The 18388-nt window shown below is 72.0% G+C and carries 14 protein-coding genes, 1 tRNA gene and 1 pseudogene; 11 read left to right on the forward strand and 5 right to left on the reverse strand.

Features of this window, described 5'->3' with window-relative positions:
• Positions 1-40: 40 nt before the first annotated feature.
• Positions 41-601, forward strand: a complete 561-nt coding sequence (locus ACZ7LV_RS32955; protein ID WP_471944810.1) for a DUF485 domain-containing protein — start codon at positions 41-43, stop codon at positions 599-601.
• Positions 598-2208 carry a sodium/solute symporter gene (locus tag ACZ7LV_RS32960; protein WP_471944812.1) on the forward strand — a complete coding sequence of 537 codons (1611 nt, stop codon included), beginning with the start codon at positions 598-600 and terminating at the stop codon, positions 2206-2208. The genes ACZ7LV_RS32955 and ACZ7LV_RS32960 overlap by 4 nt, the downstream gene beginning before the upstream one ends.
• 160 nt (positions 2209-2368) lie before the next feature.
• Here ACZ7LV_RS32960 and ACZ7LV_RS32965 read toward each other — a convergent pair whose 3' ends face one another.
• The 3 genes from ACZ7LV_RS32965 to ACZ7LV_RS32975 form a co-directional block, all read right to left on the reverse strand.
• Positions 2369-3259, reverse strand: coding sequence for a DivIVA domain-containing protein (locus ACZ7LV_RS32965; protein WP_471944814.1), 891 nt, complete (start codon positions 3257-3259; stop codon positions 2369-2371).
• A 181-nt stretch (positions 3260-3440) separates the two neighbouring features.
• Positions 3441-6173: an SUKH-4 family immunity protein gene (locus tag ACZ7LV_RS32970; RefSeq protein ID WP_471944816.1), complete on the reverse strand. Its 2733-nt coding sequence runs from the start codon at positions 6171-6173 to the stop codon at positions 3441-3443.
• Between the two features lie 7 nt (positions 6174-6180).
• Positions 6181-7209: an SMI1/KNR4 family protein gene (locus ACZ7LV_RS32975; protein ID WP_471944818.1), complete on the reverse strand. Its 1029-nt coding sequence runs from the start codon at positions 7207-7209 to the stop codon at positions 6181-6183.
• A 320-nt stretch (positions 7210-7529) separates the two neighbouring features.
• On the opposite strand from ACZ7LV_RS32975, the gene ACZ7LV_RS32980 reads away from it, so the two are divergent.
• Together ACZ7LV_RS32980 and ACZ7LV_RS32985 are read left to right on the forward strand one after the other, a co-directional pair.
• On the forward strand, positions 7530-8045 hold the full coding sequence (locus tag ACZ7LV_RS32980) for a YwqJ-related putative deaminase (protein WP_471944820.1): 516 nt from the start codon (positions 7530-7532) through the stop codon (positions 8043-8045).
• Positions 8046-8150: 105 nt separating this feature from the next.
• Positions 8151-8645 (forward strand): SUKH-3 domain-containing protein, encoded by a 495-nt coding sequence (locus tag ACZ7LV_RS32985; RefSeq protein WP_471944822.1) that lies wholly within the window; start codon positions 8151-8153, stop codon positions 8643-8645.
• 23 nt (positions 8646-8668) lie between these two features.
• Here the strand turns inward: ACZ7LV_RS32985 and ACZ7LV_RS32990 are convergent, their stop codons facing one another.
• Positions 8669-10000 (reverse strand): sensor histidine kinase, encoded by a 1332-nt coding sequence (locus tag ACZ7LV_RS32990; RefSeq protein ID WP_471944824.1) that lies wholly within the window; start codon positions 9998-10000, stop codon positions 8669-8671.
• Between the two features lie 142 nt (positions 10001-10142).
• Here ACZ7LV_RS32990 and ACZ7LV_RS32995 point away from each other — a divergent pair.
• The 7 genes and pseudogenes from ACZ7LV_RS32995 to ACZ7LV_RS33025 all read left to right on the forward strand — a co-directional run bounded on the left by ACZ7LV_RS32995 (position 10143) and on the right by ACZ7LV_RS33025 (position 15401).
• Positions 10143-10600: pseudogene (locus ACZ7LV_RS32995) on the forward strand (hypothetical protein).
• Between the two features lie 14 nt (positions 10601-10614).
• Positions 10615-10691, forward strand: a tRNA-Gln gene (locus ACZ7LV_RS33000).
• A gap of 121 nt (positions 10692-10812) precedes the next feature.
• Complete coding sequence (gene glmU, locus ACZ7LV_RS33005) at positions 10813-12261, forward strand: bifunctional UDP-N-acetylglucosamine diphosphorylase/glucosamine-1-phosphate N-acetyltransferase GlmU (RefSeq protein ID WP_471944826.1); 1449 nt, start codon at positions 10813-10815, stop codon at positions 12259-12261.
• Between the two features lie 134 nt (positions 12262-12395).
• Positions 12396-13376, forward strand: coding sequence for a ribose-phosphate diphosphokinase (locus ACZ7LV_RS33010; RefSeq protein ID WP_393109397.1), 981 nt, complete (start codon positions 12396-12398; stop codon positions 13374-13376).
• Positions 13377-13576: 200 nt separating this feature from the next.
• Positions 13577-14188 (forward strand): 50S ribosomal protein L25/general stress protein Ctc, encoded by a 612-nt coding sequence (locus ACZ7LV_RS33015; protein WP_471944828.1) that lies wholly within the window; start codon positions 13577-13579, stop codon positions 14186-14188.
• A 67-nt stretch (positions 14189-14255) separates the two neighbouring features.
• Complete coding sequence (gene pth / locus ACZ7LV_RS33020) at positions 14256-14858, forward strand: aminoacyl-tRNA hydrolase (RefSeq protein ID WP_471944829.1); 603 nt, start codon at positions 14256-14258, stop codon at positions 14856-14858.
• Between the two features lie 54 nt (positions 14859-14912).
• Positions 14913-15401, forward strand: a complete 489-nt coding sequence (locus ACZ7LV_RS33025) for a hypothetical protein (RefSeq protein WP_471944831.1) — start codon at positions 14913-14915, stop codon at positions 15399-15401.
• A gap of 85 nt (positions 15402-15486) precedes the next feature.
• On the opposite strand, the gene ppc is transcribed toward ACZ7LV_RS33025, so the two are convergent.
• Positions 15487-18231, reverse strand: coding sequence for a phosphoenolpyruvate carboxylase (ppc, locus tag ACZ7LV_RS33030; protein ID WP_471944833.1), 2745 nt, complete (start codon positions 18229-18231; stop codon positions 15487-15489).
• Positions 18232-18388: the final 157 nt, after the last annotated feature.

An 18388-nucleotide genomic window follows, 5' to 3' on the forward strand; every position in this document is an offset into this window, starting at 1 on the left:
GGTCCGCCGCCACGGACCCGAGCCACGCAAGGAGCACGGGATGTCCCACGACCCGTACCCGCCACCTCCCCGACGCCCGTCGTACCCGCCGCCTCCCCGCCACCCCTCCTACCCGCCGCCTCCCCGCGACCGGTCGTACCCGCCCTCCGGCGACGACCCCTTCCCGCCCCGCTTCCCCGGCCTCCCGCCCACCGCGTCCGCGCCGCCCCTCGCCTCGCGGACCCACCCCACCTACCCCTGGCAGCCGGAAGCCCGTCCCGAACCCGACCGGCGGCCGACGCCCGTGCACGCGCCGCTCGGACACCACAGCGACCTGCGCATCCTGCGCAGCGCCTACCGCTGGCAGCGGCGGGTGGCGACGCTGACCGCTCTCGGGTACTTCACCCTGTTCCTGGTGCTGTCCGCGGTCGCGCCGGGCTTCATGACGGCCGGGGCCGCCGGCGGACTGCCGACCGGACTGCTGCTCGCGCTGGCCCAACTGCCGGTCACCTGGCTGGCGATCGCGCTGTACGAGCGCACGGCGCGCGTGCGGGTCGATCCGCTGGCGGACCGCATCCGCCGGCAGGCCGCGCTCGACGCCAAGCGGGGGGCCGGCCGATGACCGGATTCAGTGAGTCCGCGGAGACGATGACGCTGGTCGCGTTCACCGTCGTCGCCACCATCACGCTGCTGCTGTGCGTGATGACCGGCCCCGACCGCGACGACCTCGACGAGTTCTACACCGGCTACAGCTCCCTGTCCCCGATGCGCAACGGCCTCGCGATCGCCGGCGACTACATCTCCGCGGCGACCGTGCTGGGCACCGCCGGAGTGATCGCCCTGTACGGCCACGACGGGATCGTGCTGGCGCTCAGCACCACGCTCTCGCTGCTGCTGCTGATGTTCCTGCTGGCGGAACCGCTGCGCAACGCGGGCCGCTTCACGATGGGGGACGCCTTCGCACGCCGTATGCCGGGGCGGGCCGTGCGGGTGACCGCCTGCGTGGTGACGCTGGCCGCGCTGCTGCCGCTGATGCTGGTCCAGCTCGCGGGCACCGGACAGCTGATGGCCTTTCTGCTGGGGCTGTCCGGCACGACGGTGGAGACGGGCTGCATCGTGGGCCTCGGCGCGCTGATGATCAGCTACGCCGCGATCGGCGGGATGAAGGGGACCGCGCTCATCCAGATCCTGAAGATGGTGATGCTGCTCGGGTCGGGGGCGGTGGTCGCCGCGCTGGTGCTGGCCAAGTTCGACTGGGACCCGGCCGCCCTGTTCGACACGGCGGCGGACCGGAGCGGGGTGGGCGCCGCGTTCCTCAGCTCCGGGCTGCAGTTCGAGGGCGGGCCGTTCCCCCGGCTCGACATGATCACCGCCGAGCTGTGCGTGGTGCTCGGCGGCGGCTGCCTGCCGCACGTCACCATGCGCATGTACACCGCGTCCAGCGCCCGCCAGGTGCGCCGGTCGATGTCCTGGGCGGTGTCCGGCGTCGCGGTCTTCGTGCTGATCATCACGGTCGTCGCCATGGGCGCGACCGCGCTGCTGGGCCGCGAGACCGTCGCGGCCGCCGACCCGCAGGGCAACTCCGCCTATCTGCTGGGCTCCCAGGCCGCGTTCGGGCCGGAGGTGACGACCGGGGAGACGTTCCTGTTCACAGCGGTCGCGACCGCCGTCTTCCTGACGGTGCTCGCCTCGGTCGCCGGGATGATCCTCGCCTGCGCCAACTCCCTGGCGCACGACGTCTTCGCCGGACGCGTCCAGGAGCTGTCCGCCCGCCGTGAGATGACCCTGGCCCGCCTCTCCGCCGTCGCGATCGGCATCCCGACCATCCTGCTGGCCACGATGGTCCAGCACCGCAGCCTGCAACCCCTGGTGACCCTGTCGTTCTCCCTGGGCGCCTCGGCCCTCGCGCCCGCCCTGGTCTACTCCCTCTTCTGGCGCCGCTACACCCGCACCGGCCTGCTGAGCACCCTCATCGGCGGCTCGCTCGCGGTGCTGATCCTGACGCCGGGCACCAAGCTGGTCTCCGGCTCACCCGTCGCCGCCTTCCCCGAGGCCGACTTCACGTACTTCCCCTTCACCACCACGGGCCTGGTCTCCGTCCCCCTCGGCTTCGCCTTCGGCTGGCTCGGCACGATGGCCTCCGGCCGGCGCAAGGCGGAGGAGCAACGTCGCCAGTACGAGGCCGTGGAGGCGTGGATCCTGGCCGGAGCGGTACGCCGAAAGGGGTGAGCTACGAACCCGGGGGGCGCCGGGAACCGCCCCGCAGTCGCCCTGCACCGGGACGAAACGGTGCACCGCTGGCGGGAGCAAAGGCCGCAACGGTGTGCCGTCGGGCGTCGGCGGGGGGATTCGTCGGCGTATGTCGGTGGGCGGGCGGGGGCCCGGTCGGTCATTCCGCCGGGGCTCGGCCGCCGGTCAGTGCTGCGAGGCTGTTGCGGACGTAGTCCATGTGCGCCTGTACGTCGTCCCAGCGCTCCCCGTGTTCCCGCAGGACCCCTTCGGTCTCGCGGGCGATGTGCTCCTCACGCGCCCGGGCCTGCGCGAGCACCTCGGCGGCCAGCGCCTGCGCCTTCTCCTGCTCACGCCCCAGAGCCTGTTCGGCGTCGGCGAAGTCCCGCTCCGCCTCGGCCAGCTCGGCCTCCGCGCGCGCGACCCGGTCGGCGAGGCCCGCGTCCACGACGGCGTCGCCCTCCACGGCCTGGTTCTCCACCGCGGACCAGCGCTCGGCCTGCACCTTCTCCTGCTCGGCCAGGATCGCGGCGGTGCGGTGCCGGACCTCGCGCAGCGCGGACAGCGCCTCCGCGCGGCCCTCCTTGACCTCCCGCCGGGCCTCGATCCGGATCTCGTCCGCCTCCGTGCGCGCCGCGAGCACCCGCTGCCGGGCCCGTTCCTCGACCTCCGTCACGAGCGCGTCCGCCTCTTCCCGCGCCGTCCGGCGCACCCGGTCGGCGTACGCCTCGGCCTCGGTGACCTGCTCCTGCGTCTCACGCCGCGCACACTCCCGCACCGCCGCGGCCTCGTCCCGCGCCGCCTGGAAGAGCAGCCGGGCGCCCTCCCCCAGCGACTCGTACGTCTGCGGGGGAAGCTCGGCGAGCGTCTCGCGCAGATCCTCCAGCTCCTCCTCCATCTCCCGGGCCAGGACGGTGAGACGGGCGGCCCGCTCCCAGGCGGCGTCACGATCCTCGGACAGGGCCTCGATGTAGGCATCGACCTCTTCGGGGCGGTAACCGCGCCCCCGTACTGGCGCGAAGCCATGCGACGACACGGATGCGCTGCTCATTGCGGAACTCCTCGAGCGATGTCGATTTAGCGCATATCTTGATGTATCGGACAGAAATGGTCATAATCCGACACTCCGCGCCGGGCGCTCCTGGTGCACGTTCCGGAAAACAGAGGGGCCGGGCCCGGTCTCACGACCGGGCCCGGCCCTCCCCGCAAGGGATGTCAGCGCACCGCAGGCATCACAGCAGCCCGTCCCACATCTGCTCCAGCAGCACCGACCACCAGCTCTCCGGCGAACCCAGCGCCGCCGGGTCGAGCGCCGCCAACTGGGCCTGGAAGTCGACCGTCCAGCGGCCCGCCTGCTCCTGGTTCAGCCCGAACCGCAGCCGCCACATCCGGCCCAGCAGCGCCAGGCAGCGCACGAACTCCGGCAGCCCGGTGTTCACGAACTGCGGCGGCACCGGCGCACCGCCCGGCCCGGCCTCCACCGGCACGGCCACGATGTGCGCCGTGCCGTACTGCACGCACAGGGCCTTGCCGAAGTCGCTGCCCATGACGAGGTACGAGCCCGCGCCCGCCGCGGGCTGCACCCCACGCTCCTGCGCCAGCTCGGCCAGTGTCGGCACCGGCCGGCCCGGCTGGGCCTGCGCCCAGAAGAACGGCCCCATGTCCAGCGGCAGTCCGGCCGCCACCAGCGTGTGGGCCACGACCGGGGGCACGCCCTGCCGGGACACCGCGGCCTGCTCGAACCGGAACACGCCCGGCCCGAACGCCCCCGCCAGCTCCTGCGCCACGCCCTCCGGCGGCAGCGGCGGCGCCGGCTGCACCGGCGGCAGCGGCGCCCGCACCGGCGCCGGGCGCGCGGGACCGTCCGCCACCTGATGCAACTCGCCCTGATGCGCCAGCAGCTGCTGCATGCCCTGCTGCCGGCTCGCGTGATCCGTGCCGTACGGCGCGATGCTCGCGATCCGCGCCTGCGGCCACTGCTCGCGGATCATCCGCGCACAGTACGCGCCCGGCAGCTCGCACGACTCCAACTCGGTGTGCAGCTCCAGGACCTGGTCCGGCGGCACGTTCATGGCCCGCAGCTCGTGGAAGATCTGCCACTCCGGGTGCGGCGTACCCGGCGCCGAACGCCGGATCAGCTGCTGCTCCGAGCCGTCCTGCGCGCGGTAGCGCAGCACGGCCTGATAGCCCGGTCCGACGGTCGGCTGACCCTGCTGCGGATATCCGTACGCCGGACGCTGCCCGGGAACCGGCTGTCCCGGCATCGGCATCTCGGGAGCCGGAGGCGGTGGCACCGCCCCCTGCGCCGGGGGCATCGGGTGCGGGACGCCGGGAGGCACGCCGGGAACACCCGGTGCCTGCGGCGGCGGGGGCGCACCGGGACCGCCCACGGCGGGACCGGCGAGCATCGTCTCCGCGTGGTGCACGGCGCCGTGCGCACCCCCGGCCGAACCCTGCGCACCCGGGACGCCGGGGGCACCGGGGGGCTGATGCGCGCCCGGCATGCCAGGGGCTCCCGGAGCGCCCGGAGCCTGGGGCGCGCCCGGAGGCTGCGGTGCCCCCCGCCCGGGCCCGGTGGGCCCGGGTTCGGCCAGCATCGTGGCCGCGTGGTGCGCCCCACCGGGCGGTGTCCCGCCCGGAGTTCCCGGCGTTCCCGGGGGAGCCGGCGGCCCGGGCGGGGTCGGCGCACCCGGCGCCTGCGGCGCGCCCGGACCGGCCGCGGGACCCTCAGGTCCCTCGGGCCCGAGGGAGGAGACGAGCTGCGTGGGCACGTACGCGCCCTGCGCGCCGGGCGTACCCGGCGCAGGCGTGCTTCCCGGCCGCGCGCCGGGCGTGCCCGGAACACCCGGCGGCGGAGGCGGCGTCGCGCCGCCGCTCCGCCCACGACGGGGCGGCGGCGCCGCCTTGGAGGTGGCGGCGTCGGCGATGTCCCCGGCGTCCGCGGCGGGGGGCTGCGGCGCGCCCGGCGTCTGCCCGGCCCCGTACGACGGGCCGCCCGGAACACCCGGAGGAGGCGTGGCCGAACCCGGAACGGGCGCACCCGGAACGGGCGGCGGCGTCGGCGCCCCCGGCACGGGCACCCCCGGAGCCGGCGTACCCGGAACCGGCGGCGGCGTGGCGGAACCCGGCGTCGCCGCGCCCGCCACCCCCTGCGGATAGCCGTACGTCTGCGCGAGCGGCGGCTGCGCCGGGGCACCCGCCCCCTGCGAGGACCCCTCGTCCAGCACCGGCGCGACCGTCGTCGGCGGAAGCTGGCTTCCCCCCGCGATCAGCGCCGTCCGCGCCTCCGGCGGAGCCACCCGGGACTCCTCCTCGTCGGCCCCGCTCAACGGCGGCGCGAACACCGTCACCGGCAGCGGCACGGAACGGTCCTCACCGGCGTCCGCGTTGGTGTCCGTACCGGCCCACGGGGTCGCTCCCGCCGGTGCCGCAGGCGCACCCGGCGCACCCGCCGGCGCGGACCCGGCCGGCGGCACGTCCTCGGTGCCGCCCGCGGCCGCGGGCCAGGCCGCCCCACTGCCGGCGGCGCCGCCCGGCTGGGCCGCCCCGGTGCCGCCCCCGGACGCCGCGGCCGCACCCCGGCGATCCGGGATCCCCATCCTGTCGGCCGCCTCCTGCAACCACTCCGGCGGACTCAGCAGGAACGACGTCTGGTTGAGGTCCACCCGCTCCGCGGGCGCGGCCACCGGCGCGGGCGTCGCCTCCGGACGCCCGTACTCCTCCTCGTAGCGCCGGACGACCTCGCCCACCGGCAGCGACGGCCAGAGCGTGGCCTCCCCGCTGTCCCGCGCGATCACCAGCCGCTGTGTGCCGCCGTCCGACCGCGGCCCGTCCGCGCGGTCCTCGGCCCACACCACGAACCCGAGCTCGAACTCCCGCACCCGCACCTCACGATGCTGGTACGACGGCACGTCCCCGTTGATCCACTCCTCGGCACGCTCCTGCGCCTGCGCGAAGGTCACCATCGTCAGCTCACTCCCCCACAGACACCGAGGACGAGACGTCGACCGCCCGCGCGAAACCGCCGTCCACCATCAGATTCGCCACCGTGTCCAACTCCGGCGGCGACCCCGCCAGCCGCGACAGGAAGACGTCGAAGTCCTCCCCGGCCGGCAGCAGCAACCGCTCCACCCGCTCGGCCGGAGCCCACGCGGGATCGACGTCCCGCGTGTCGTCGTACGCGCAGAACCACACCGAACCGGCGCGCTCGCCCTTCACCTTCACGGCGAGCAGACCGCCCTGCACGAACCCGACACCCAGGTAGTCCTTGGTGAGATGGTCACGCAGGCACTTGTTCACGTACACCAGGTCGTTGACCGCCGCCTCGTCGCGCACCGTGAAGAACGGCTGGTCGATCAGCAGCCCCAACTCCGCGTCCAGCGCGGTCCCGACCGGCGCACAGCCACCGGCCGCCTTCAGGAACGAGCGGTACGCGCCCGGCAGCCGGTACCCGAGGTCCTCCTCGACGCCCAGCACCTGCGCCTCCGTCACCGCAAGACCCGACTTCGGCAAACCGAAGTGCGCCGGCCGCGTCTCCTGGAGGGGCCGCGTGCCCCGCTTCGTCTGGTCCACCGCGGCCGTGGCGATCCCGCCGTGATGACGCAACAGCGCCTTCACCTCGACCGGCACCAACTCCAGCCGCCGCGTCCCCACCACGTGATGCCACGTCCACCCGTGCGGGGTCGCCACCGGCGCCACCGTGTCCCACAGGTCGTGACCGGACGCCGACAACGCCGCGTTCGCCGACACGTAGTCCGTCAGCCGCAACTCGTCCACACCGAAACCCGCCGGCGGTTCCGCGATCTCCGCGGCCGCACGCGCGTAGGCCGAGAAGTCGGGGTAGCCGTTCTCGTCCACCCGCACCCCTCCCGGGTGACGGGCCGCCCGGACCGGATCCGGGAAGTGCACGACCTGCCCGGCGTAGGCCGCGTTCGGCGGCGCGGCTTCTCCCCCGGCCTGGCGGCCGGGAGGTGCCCCCAGCCCGAGCCGACCTGTCGTCATGGCGGTTGCCCCCTGCGGCACTCTGGTACGACCCGTGGCGGACCTTCTTGAACCCTTCGGCCCGCTACGCCCCGTATCGACTGTCTCCAACGCGTTGACCGCGCCTCGTGGTGCCAACAGCCTATGCGGTACGACGAAACCGGTCACCGGCGCACGTCACAGCACCGGAAACCCTTCCTCCGCCCACGGTGACCAGCCGTCACCCCACCGTGACAGCCTGCCCCGCCCCGGGCGTGTCGCGGCGCCCCAGCTTCCACACAGGCCACGGCATTTGGCACTCTGTGTCCGCCGGGGGGATGCACGGGAGGGGAAATACGATCATGAACGCCACGCAAACGGGGCCGCACGCCGGCCCCTCCGGCGACCCTCGGATCGGCTGGAGCGCCACCGACAGCCGCCCCGCGCCCACCCTCCACCACCGCCGCGACGGCATACTCCCGACCGTCGCCGCCGCCCTCTCCGTCCGCGGCGCCACCCTCACCGGCACCGCCGCCCGCGGCGACCAGCCCCCCGCCCTCCACCCCCTCGTGCAGGACTTCCTCGACACCCTCACAAGCGCCCAACGCGACCGCTTCACCGGCCGCTGCGCCGAGGCCATCCTCATCTCCCGGCACCTCGCCGCCGCCGACGCCGCCCGCAGCAGACGCGCGGCCCGAAAACCCATGACCAACGGCGAGGCCCGCAAGGCCCTCAAGCAGGCCAAGCTCACCGCCCGCCGCATCCGCGAGGACGGCGACCCCCTGCACGGCGGCTTCGCCGCCCCGTGCCGCGCCTGCGCCGCCCTCACCGCCCACTTCGGCGTCCGCGTCGTCGACCCGGCGACGGCCGACGACTGACGACTGACGACTGACGACTGACGACTGACGACTGGAACGGCCCGCCGGAGTCCCTCGACACCCGGGTCGCCGCACCGCACGAGCCGTACGACGAACGAAGGGCAGATGCACACCGACCGCACCTCGACCACCCGCTTCGCCGTACCCGTCGACGCCGCCCTGCGCGACGCCGGCTGGCAACCGGGACGCTGGGACATCAAGCAGGCCGAGATCTGGGCCGACACCCTGCGCGAGCACACCTCACCCGCCGGCCACCGGCACGCCGTCTTCCCCGCCGCCGTGGAAGCCTGGGCCGAATTCGGCGGCCTGCGGATCGCCCCGACCGGCCCCGGACGCCAGATCGCCCCCGCACACCTCCACCTGGACCCGCTGCACGGCCTGCACATGGCCCGCACCCTCGGCGACCTCGGCCGCGCCCTCGACACCGAGGTCAGCCCCCTCGGCGCCGAATCCGACACCCAGGCCCTGCTCGCCATCGACACCGAAGGCCGCGTCTACGCCCTCGACCACACCGGCGACTGGTACCTCGGCGCCGACATCGACCGCGCCCTCACCGGCCTCGTCTCCGGCATGGAACCGGTACGCCTCACAGCGGGCTGAACCTCCCGGCGGTCCCACCCCGGCTACGACGCCGGAATCACCGCCGACACCCGGAAACCCCCCGCGTCCGTCGGCCCGGACACGAACACCCCGCCCAGGCCGACGACCCGCTCCTTCATCCCCACCAGCCCGTTGCCCCCCGAGGGCAACCGGGCCGAGGACGCCGACGCGGCCTCCGGCGGCGGCTCGTTCTCCACCTGCATCGCGATCTCCGACACCCGGTGCGCCAACCGCACATAGGTCTTCGCCCCTGCCGCGTGCTTGTGGACGTTCGTCAGCGCCTCCTGCACCACACGGAACGCCGTCTGCTCCACCGCGGGCGCGTACACCCGCACCTCCCCCTCGACCGACAGGTCGACCACCATCCCCGCCGCCGCAGACTGCCCGACCAACTCGTCCAGCTCCGACAGACAGGGACCGTCCCCCACCGGACCCTCGTCGACCGCGACCGCCCGCGAGGCCGCCGCCGCGGCGGCCGCGGCCGCCCCCACCGCCGCCAGCGGCACCGCCGCCCGCTCCCGCCGCCCCGCACCACCGTCACCGCTGCGCAGCACCCCGAGCATCTCGCGCAGCTCGGTCAGCGCCTGCCGCCCCATGTCGCCCACCAGCGCCGCGTTCTTCACGGCCTTCTCCGGATCCTTCCGCGCGACGGCCTGCAACGCGGCGGCGTGCACCACCATCAGACTCACCCGATGCGCGACCACGTCGTGCATCTCCCGCGCGATCCGCGTCCGCTCCTCGTTGCGCGCCCACTCGGCCCGCTCCTCCGCCCGCTCCGCGAGCAACTGAAGCTCCCGCTCCAGGCTGTCGGCGCGCTCCCGCAGGCTCTCCATCAGCCGGCGCCGGGCACCCACGTACAGGCCCAGCAGCAGAGGCGGCGCGGTCACGCCGAGCGAGGCCGTGATGGAGACGAAGGGGACGACCCACTCGCCGATGCCCACGTCGCCCCGCGCCATGTCCTGCTGCGCCCGGACGAACGTCACCACCAGCGTGCCCACCAGCGACATGCCCGCGAGCGCCGTGATGATCCGGCGCGGCAGCTCCGAGGCGGCGAGGGTGTACAGGCCGACCACGGTCAGCAGGAAGCCCATCTGCGCCGGTGAGATCGCGATCGACACCAGCACGACGGGGATCGGCCACATCCGGCGCAGCAGCAGCGTCGAGCCGGCCAGCAGGCCGAAGACGACACCGGCGGCGACCGGGATTCCCGCGTCCCGCGCGAACGGCACTCCCTCGACACCGCACTCGATCGCGGACAGCAGCGCGAGCGTCCCGTCCAGTGCGGCACTACGCCATCTCGCCCACCACCACGGGCCCGACAGGCCCTGGGCGCGCTCTTCCCCCGTCGTGGTCATGCCCTCCAGCCTACGGGCGGGGGCCATCGCTTTTCCGGCGAGTTTCGACGACTTGGCCACACCACACTCCGTAGCCGAACAACAACGAAACCCCCTGGAATCCCCCGAACTACTGAACCCCGAACGTCCACCCCCGGAACGGATCATTCCACCCGGACGGTATGCGCATGGCACATTCACACGGCAAGTACGCCAGGGCCACAGCCTCCGGCAGATCCGCGACCAGCTGAAGATCTACAACAACGACGTCCTCCACCAGTTGGTGAGGGGCGAGCCGCCGCCGGCGTGGACGAAGCGGCCGAACGCGAAGGACGACCTTATTGGGCCGAGGGGCAGAAGAGCAGGCCGTATCAACGTCGCGAGGTCGTGGACTTCGTCAACAGTGACCCGGCGGTGATCCAGGTCTTCCTCGCCTGGCTCGACCTGCTGGGCGTGGACCGCGAGCGCGTCAGGTTTCGAGTCATGATCCACGAGAGCGCCGACGCGGCCGACTGTCGCGGCTGCCTTGTCGTGCGAGTCCGGCAAGGGGCGCAACTGTACTGCCGTATTGATGGTTGGTGGAACGGGACAGCTGCTGGCGCAGCGACGCGACTCCGGTAAGGTCTGAGGCACTGTCCCCCGTGGTGTAACCAGGCAGCACACCAAGTTTTGGTCTTGGCAGGTCAAGGTTCGAATCCTTGCGGGGGAGCCACAGTGCGCCACACTTGAGTTCGGGCCCTGACAGCTCTGTCAGGGCCCGCTCTCATCTGCCCCCGACCCCACCCCGGTATCCTGCGGTTGTCCACACCCCCTCCACAGCCGAAGGGCATCCCGTGAGCGCCATTCGCCCGGCAGCCGTCGTCGTACTCGCAGCGGGTGAGGGCACCCGTATGAAGTCGGCCACACCGAAGGTCCTGCACGAGATCTGCGGACGTTCCCTGGTCGGCCATGTCCTCGCCGCCGCCGGTGAGTTGAAGCCCGAGAACCTCGTCGTGGTCGTCGGGCACGCCCGGGAGCAGGTCACCGCTCACCTCGGCGACGTCGCCCCCGACGTGCGCACCGCCGTCCAGGCGCAGCAGAACGGCACGGGTCACGCCGTCCGGATGGGTCTGGAGGAGCTCGGCGGCGGTCTCGCCGGGACCGTCGTGGTCGTCTGCGGTGACACCCCGCTGCTGACCGGCGAGACCCTCAAGAACCTCGCCCGCACCCACTCCGAGGACGGCAACGCGGTCACGGTGCTGACCGCCGAGGTGCCGGACGCCACGGGGTACGGGCGGATCGTGCGGGACGCGGCCTCGGGTGCGGTGACGGCGATCGTCGAGCACAAGGACGCGTCCGAGGAGCTGCGGGCGATCCGGGAGATCAACTCGGGGGTGTTCGCCTTCGACGGCCGGCTGCTGGCCGAGGCGCTGGGGCAGGTCCGTACGGACAACAGCCAGGGCGAGGAGTACCTGACGGACGTGCTCGGCATCCTGCGGGAGGCCGGGCACCGCGTGGGTGCCTCGGTGGCCGGTGATCACCGGGAGATCGCGGGGATCAACAACCGTGTGCAGCTGGCGGAGGCGCGGCGGATCCTGAACGAGCGGTTGTTGACGGCCGCCATGCTGGACGGTGTGACCGTCGTGGATCCGGGTTCGACGTGGGTCGAGGTGGGGGTGACGTTCGAGCAGGACGTCGTGGTGCTGCCGAACACGCTGCTGCAGGGGTCGACGCATCTGGGCGCGGGCTGCGAGGTCGGTCCGAACAGCCGGCTGAAGGACACCCGGGTCGGGGCCGGGGCGCGGGTCGACAACACGGTGTCGGACAGTGCGGTGGTCGGTCCGGAGGCGACGGTGGGGCCGTACGCCTATCTGCGTCCGGGGACGCGGCTGGGGCGCAAGGGCAAGATCGGGACGTACGTCGAGACGAAGAACGCCTCGATCGGTGAGGGTACGAAGGTGCCGCATCTGTCGTACGTCGGGGACGCGACGATCGGCGACAACTCGAACATCGGCGCCGCGAGTGTGTTCGTGAACTACGACGGCGAGGAGAAGCATCACACCACCGTCGGGTCGCACTGCAAGACGGGTTCGGACAACATGTTTGTGGCGCCTGTCACGATCGGGGACGGTGCTTACACCGCCGCCGGGTCCGTGATCACGAAGGACGTGCCGCCCGGTTCGCTGGCCGTGGCCCGTGGTCAGCAGCGGAATATCGAGGGTTGGGTGGCTCGTAAGCGTCCGGGCAGCGCGGCGGCGAAGGCGGCCGAGGCGGCTTCCAGGAAGCCGGAAGGCGAAGGCTGACCGGAAACAGGTGCGTCTGGGACGGCGTACCGTGATAAGTGCACACCCGCACCCCACCAGCTGAGACGACGCTTTTCGTCCAGTTGAGACGTCGTGTCGACATCCAGCTGAGACACCTCTGAGGAGACAGTGCTGTGACCGGGATCAAGACGACCGGCGAGAAGAAGATGATGTTCTTCTCCGGCCGCGCCCACCCCGAGCTTGCCGAGGAGGTCGCCCACCAGCTGGGTGTCGGGGTTGTCCCCACCAAGGCCTTCGACTTCGCCAACGGTGAGATCTATGTGCGTTATCAGGAGTCGGCGCGTGGTGCCGATTGCTTCCTGATCCAGAGCCACACGGCTCCGATCAACAAATGGATCATGGAGCAGTTGATCATGATCGACGCCCTGAAGCGGGCGTCGGCGCGCTCCATCACGGTCATTGTGCCGTTCTACGGTTACGCGCGGCAGGACAAGAAGCACCGTGGTCGTGAACCGATCTCGGCGCGTCTGATCGCGGACATGATGAAGACGGCCGGGGCGGACCGGATCCTGACCGTGGACCTGCACACGGACCAGATCCAGGGCTTCTTCGACGGTCCGGTGGACCACCTGTTCGCGCTGCCGCTGCTCGCGGACTACGTGGGCAAGAAGGTGGACCGGGAGAAGCTGACGGTGGTCTCGCCGGACGCCGGCCGGGTCCGGGTCGCGGACCGCTGGTGCGACCGGCTGGGCGCGCCGCTGGCGATCGTGCACAAGCGGCGGGACAAGGACGTCGCGAACCAGGTGACGGTCCACGAGGTCGTGGGTGAGGTCAAGGGCCGGGTGTGTGTCCTGGTCGACGACATGATCGACACGGGTGGGACGATCTGTGCCGCTGCCGACGCGCTGTTCGCGCACGGTGCGGAGGACGTGATCGTGACGGCGACGCACGGTGTGCTGTCGGGTCCGGCTGCGGACCGGCTGAAGAACTCTCGGGTGAGTGAGTTCGTGTTCACCAACACGCTGCCGACGCCGGGTGAGCTGGCCCGGGACATGGACAAGATCTCGGTGCTGTCGATCGCCCCGACCATCGCGCGCGCCGTGCGTGAGGTGTTCGAGGACGGTTCGGTGACGAGCCTGTTCGACGAGCAGTAGGCGGCTGCTCCTCCAGGTTGATCGATTTTTCTGCGGCCTCCCCACCGAGTAGTCTGTTCAGGTTGCTCGGCGAGGGAGGCCGTGGTCCGTAGTCCGTTCCGGACGGGACTCGGCTGTCCGTTATCGACGCGCTCTTCGTAGCAGGCCGTTCGTGGCCGGGTGACCACGTCCGTACCTGATTTCTACGAGGAGTGATCGTCATGTCCGAGGTGAAGCTCGCCGCCGAGTCCCGCACGGAGTTCGGCAAGGGTGCCGCCCGTCGTATCCGCCGCGACAACAAGGTTCCCGGTGTGCTGTACGGCCACGGTTCCGACCCGCTGCACCTGACGTTCCCGGGCCACGAGCTGCTGATGGCGCTGCGTACGCCGAACGTCCTGATCTCCCTGGACATCGACGGCAAGTCCAACGAGCTGGCGATCCCGAAGTCCGTGCAGCGTGACCCGCTGAAGGGCTTCCTGGAGCACGTCGACCTGCTGCTGGTCAAGCGCGGCGAGAAGGTCACCGTCGAGGTCCCGGTCATCGCCGAGGGCGAGCTGGCGGCCGGTGGCAACCTGCTGGAGCACGTGCTGAACGCGCTTCCGGTCGACGCCGAGGCCACGCACATCCCGGAGAACTTCACCGTCTCCGTGGAGGGTCTGGAGGCCGGTGCCTCGATCCACGCCAAGGACGTCAAGCTCCCGAACGGCGTCACGCTGGCCGTCGAGGAGGACGCCGTCGTCCTGCAGGTCCTGGCCGCGCAGGCCGAGGAGGCCCCGGAGGGCGAGGAGGCCGCTGCGGGCGGCGAGGGCGAAGAGGCCGCTGCCGAGGCCTGATCGCCGGTAGTTTGCCAGCCGCTGCTTCCCTCGCGGAGGCGGCGGCTGGTGGCGTATCTAAGGAGATGTGGACGTGACGACCGACGCGGCGGCCCCCTGGCTGATCGTGGGGCTGGGCAATCCCGGACCCGAGTACGCGATGAACCGGCACAACGTGGGCTTCATGGTGGCGGATCTGCTCGCGGAGCGGATCGGGGGCAGGTTCAAGCGGGCGGGGAAGGCGCAGGCGCAGGTCGTCGAGGGCCGGATCGGTCCGCCGGGGCCGGCGAGCCGCCGGGTGGTTCTGGCGAAGCCGATGTCGTTCATGAACCTGTCGGGCGGCCCGGTGAACGCGCTGCGTGACTTCTACAAGGTGCCGCTCGGCCAGGTGGTCGCGGTCCACGACGAGCTGGACATCGACTACGGGACGCTGCGCCTGAAGCTCGGGGGCGGCGACAACGGGCACAACGGGCTCAAGTCGATGACGAAGGCGATGGGGCCGGACTACCACCGGGTGCGGTTCGGGATCGGGCGGCCTCCGGGGCGGATGCAGGTGGCCGACTTCGTGCTCAAGGACTTCTCGTCCGCCGAGCGCAAGGAGCTGGACTACTTCGTGGACCGGGCGGCGGACGGCGTGGAGTGTCTGCTGAGCGAGGGGCTGGAGCGGGCGCAGAGTCTGTACAACTCCTGACTTGTCCCCCACCTCGGTTGACTGACCGTACAGGCATGGCCAAGGATCGCGGCCATGCCTTCTGCCGTCGTCTCCAGTCAGGGCGTGTCCGTCGCGCTGCGGTTCGGGCGGCTCGCGGCGATGGGTCTCGTCGCGGCGCTGATCCTGATCGCGGGGGTGTGGGCGTCCTGGAGCACCGCCCAGTACGTGATGCTCACCAAGGGCCGGGAGAGCGGGACGATCAAGGTGACCGGCTGCGCCGGCGCCACATGCTCCGGCCCGTACACCCCGATCTCCGCGGGCTCGCAGGCCCGTGACCGGGTCGTCATCGAGAAGACCGCCGCCGTGCGGGACGGGCAGACCTACACCGTGGTGATGAAACCGGGCGGCGGCGAGGTCGTGCGGTCCGGGCCCGCGGGGGTGCTGTACTCCTGGGTGCCGCTGGGCGGCGCGCTGTTGCTCGGCTCCGTCGTGGTCGCGGGCGGACTGGGACGAATACGGACGGCCTGGGTGATGGCCGGCTCCGGGCTGGCCCTGATCACCGCGACGTACGTCGTCGTGTAGGGACCGGGACCGGACGCGGGTGTGCCCCCGTGCTCACGAGGAGCACGGGGGCACACCCATGTCGGGGCAGGGCTCGCGGCGGTTCTCAGCCCGTGTTGCGCAGGCCGGCCGCCACGCCGTTCACGGTCAGGAGCAGGGCCCGCGCGAGCAGCGGGTCCGGCTCGGCGCCCGTGGCGGCGGCGTCACGCTGCCGCTTGAGGAGGGCGACCTGGAGGTAGGAGATCGGGTCGAGGTAGGCGTCGCGGATGGTGAAGGTCTGCTTCAGCACCGGCTGGGCGTCGAGGAGTTCGTCCCCGCCGGTGATCCGCAGGATCTCGGCGACGGTGAGGGCGTGCTCGGCGCGGATGGTGTCGAAGACGTGCTTCAGCTCGTCCGGGACGAGGGTGTCGACGTAGTGGCCGGCGATCCGCAGGTCGGTCTTGGCCAGCGTCATCTCGACGTTGGAGACGAAGTTGCGGAAGAAGTGCCACTGCCCGTACATCTCGTCGAGCACCGTGTCCCCTTCCTGCCGCAGGCCCGACTCGCGCAGCGCCTTGAGGCCGGAGCCGACACCGAACCAGCCGGGGACGATCTGCCGGGACTGGGTCCAGCCGAACACCCACGGGATGGCCCGCAGCCCGTCCAGGCCCGCGCCCGAGTCCGGGCGGCGCGACGGCCGCGAGCCGAGGTGCAGGTCGGCGAGCTGGTCGACGGGGGTGGAGGCGAAGAAGTACGAGGGCAGGTCCGGGTCCTCCACCAGCCTGCGGTACGCCGCGTGCGCCGCGTCGCTGACCACGTCCATCGCGGCGTCCCAGCGGGCGAGGGCCTCCACGGACTGGCGGGGCGCGGTGTGCAGGGCGGAGGCCTGGAGGGTCGCGGCGACCGTCAGTTCCAGGTTCTCCCTGGCCAGGGACGGGATCAGGTACTTGTCGGAGATGACCTCGCCCTGCTCGGTCACCTTGATCTCGCCCTCCAGGGTGCCCCAGGGCTGGGCGAGGATCGCGTCGTGCGTGGGGCCACCGCCACGGCCGACGGTGCCGCCACGGCCGTGGAAGAGCCGCAGTCGTACGCCGTACCGGTGGGCGACGTCGCGCAGGCGCCGCTGCGCCCGGTGGATCTCCCACTGGGAGGTCGTGATGCCGCCGAACTTGGAGGAGTCCGAGTATCCGAGCATGACCTCCTGGACGTCACCGCGCAGGGCGACCAGGCGCCGGTAGGAGGGGTCGGCGAGCATGTCCTCCAGGATCGTGTCGGCTGCCTTCAGCTCGTCGGTGGTCTCCAGCAGCGGCACGATGCCGATCTTGGCCCAGCCGGCGTGCAGGTCGACCAGGCCGGCCTCGCGGGCGAGGACGGCGGCGGCGAAGACGTCGTCGGCGCCCTGGCACATCGAGATGATGTACGACTCGATGACCTCGGGTCCGAAGACCTGCAGGGCCCGCTTGACGGTCCGGAAGACGCCGAGGGTCTTGGCGCCGGCCGCGTCGACGGGGGCCGGGGTCGGGGCCAGCGGGCGGCGTGAGCGGAGTTCCTTGGCGAGCAGCTTCGTGCGGTAGTCGCGCGGCATGTCGGCGTACCGCCACGACTCCTCGCCGAGCCGGTCGAAGAGCTGGCCGAGCGCGTGGTGGTGGGCGTCCGCGTGCTCGCGCACGTCCATGGTGGCGAGCTGCAGGCCGAAGGCGGACAGCGTGCGGATGGTGCGGTCCAGGCGGCCGTCGGCGAACAGGCCGCCGCGGTGGGCGCGCAGGGAGGCCTGGATCAGCTTGAGGTCGTGGAGGAGCTCGCCGGTGCCGAGGTAGTCGCGGCCGGTCTGGTGCGGGGTGCCCTTGGCGAGGCGCTGCTTGGTGTTCTCCAGCTTCTGCCGGATGCAGGTGGCCTTGAGGCGGTAGGGCTCCTCGGCGTTGAGGCGCTTGTAGCGGGGGCTGATCTCGGGCAGCTGCTCCAGGTCGGCCCGGAGGGATTCCAGGAGTTCCTCGGTGGCGCCCGTGTAGCGGATGGAGTTCGACAGGAAGCCGCGGAGCTCGTCGATCATCTCCAGGGCGTCGTTGATGCCGTGCTCGTGCTGGAGGATCAGCACCTCCCAGGTGACCTCGGGGGTCACGTTGGGGTTGCCGTCGCGGTCGCCGCCGATCCAGGTGCCGAAGGTGACGGGGCGGGTGTCGTCGGGCAGCTTGACGCCGACGCGCTCCAGCTCCGCCGTCAGGTCCTCCAGGACGTCCCCGACGGCGCCGGCGTGCAGCTCGTCGAGGTAGTAGATCGCGTTGCGGGCCTCGTCGGCCGGTTCGGGGCGCACGACGCGCAGCTCGTCGGTCTGCCAGACGAGGTCGATGTTCTCGGCCAGCCGGATGTCCTGGCGGCGGCGGTCGGACTCGATGACCGGGGTCTCCAGAAGCTTGGCGATGCGCCGCAGCTTGTTGAGGACCGAACGGCGGGCGGCTTCCGTGGGGTGAGCCGTGAACACCGGACGAACATTGAGATGGCGGACGGTCTCCCGCAGGTGCTCGGGATCGGCGTCCTTCAGCCGGTCGGCGGTGCGGGACAGGAGCCCGCCCTCGGCGGCGCGGCGGGCCCGCAGCTCGCGGCCCCGGTGCACCTGCTCGGTGACGTTCGCCAGGTGGAAATAGGTGGAGAAGGCGCGGACCAGTTTGGCCGCGGTCTCCAGTTCGGTGCCGCGCAGCAGCTCGGCGGCGGCCTCGCCGTCCTCCCGGGTGAGGCGGCGTACCCGTTCGACGAGTTCCAGCAGCTCAGGGCCCTCCTGGCGGACGAGGGTCTCCCCGAGGAGGTCGCCGAGCCGGCGGATGTCCGCGCGCAGCTCACTGCTGTTCGTCGTGGTCTGGTCGTCGGCACTGCTCACAGGTGCGGCTCCTTGCAGTGTTGAAGCTCGTCTGAAGCTCGTGTGGGCGGGAACCCGGTGACCGTCGCACGGCGGGAGCCGTATTACGGGCCGGACTTCCGGGGAAGGAATCAGAGCGGACCGCGCTGTCCGACCGACACCCAGGATAGGTGTCGGC

The organism is Streptomyces sp. NPDC107562, from assembly GCF_055657325.1.

Bases quoted from the DNA above. Each gene is read 5' to 3' on its own strand.
- ACZ7LV_RS32955 (WP_471944810.1), top strand. From the start codon at position 41: ATGTCCCACGACCCGTACCCGCCACCTCCCCGACGCCCGTCGTACCCG.
- ACZ7LV_RS32980 (WP_471944820.1), top strand. From the start codon at position 7,530: ATGAACGCCACGCAAACGGGGCCGCACGCCGGCCCCTCCGGCGACCCT.
- ACZ7LV_RS32990 (WP_471944824.1), bottom strand. From the start codon at position 10,000: ATGACCACGACGGGGGAAGAGCGCGCCCAGGGCCTGTCGGGCCCGTGG.
- ACZ7LV_RS32960 (WP_471944812.1), top strand. From the start codon at position 598: ATGACCGGATTCAGTGAGTCCGCGGAGACGATGACGCTGGTCGCGTTC.
- ACZ7LV_RS32975 (WP_471944818.1), bottom strand. From the start codon at position 7,209: ATGACGACAGGTCGGCTCGGGCTGGGGGCACCTCCCGGCCGCCAGGCC.
- ACZ7LV_RS32970 (WP_471944816.1), bottom strand. From the start codon at position 6,173: ATGGTGACCTTCGCGCAGGCGCAGGAGCGTGCCGAGGAGTGGATCAAC.
- ACZ7LV_RS33025 (WP_471944831.1), top strand. From the start codon at position 14,913: ATGCCTTCTGCCGTCGTCTCCAGTCAGGGCGTGTCCGTCGCGCTGCGG.
- ACZ7LV_RS33015 (WP_471944828.1), top strand. From the start codon at position 13,577: ATGTCCGAGGTGAAGCTCGCCGCCGAGTCCCGCACGGAGTTCGGCAAG.
- ACZ7LV_RS32985 (WP_471944822.1), top strand. From the start codon at position 8,151: ATGCACACCGACCGCACCTCGACCACCCGCTTCGCCGTACCCGTCGAC.
- ACZ7LV_RS32965 (WP_471944814.1), bottom strand. From the start codon at position 3,259: ATGAGCAGCGCATCCGTGTCGTCGCATGGCTTCGCGCCAGTACGGGGG.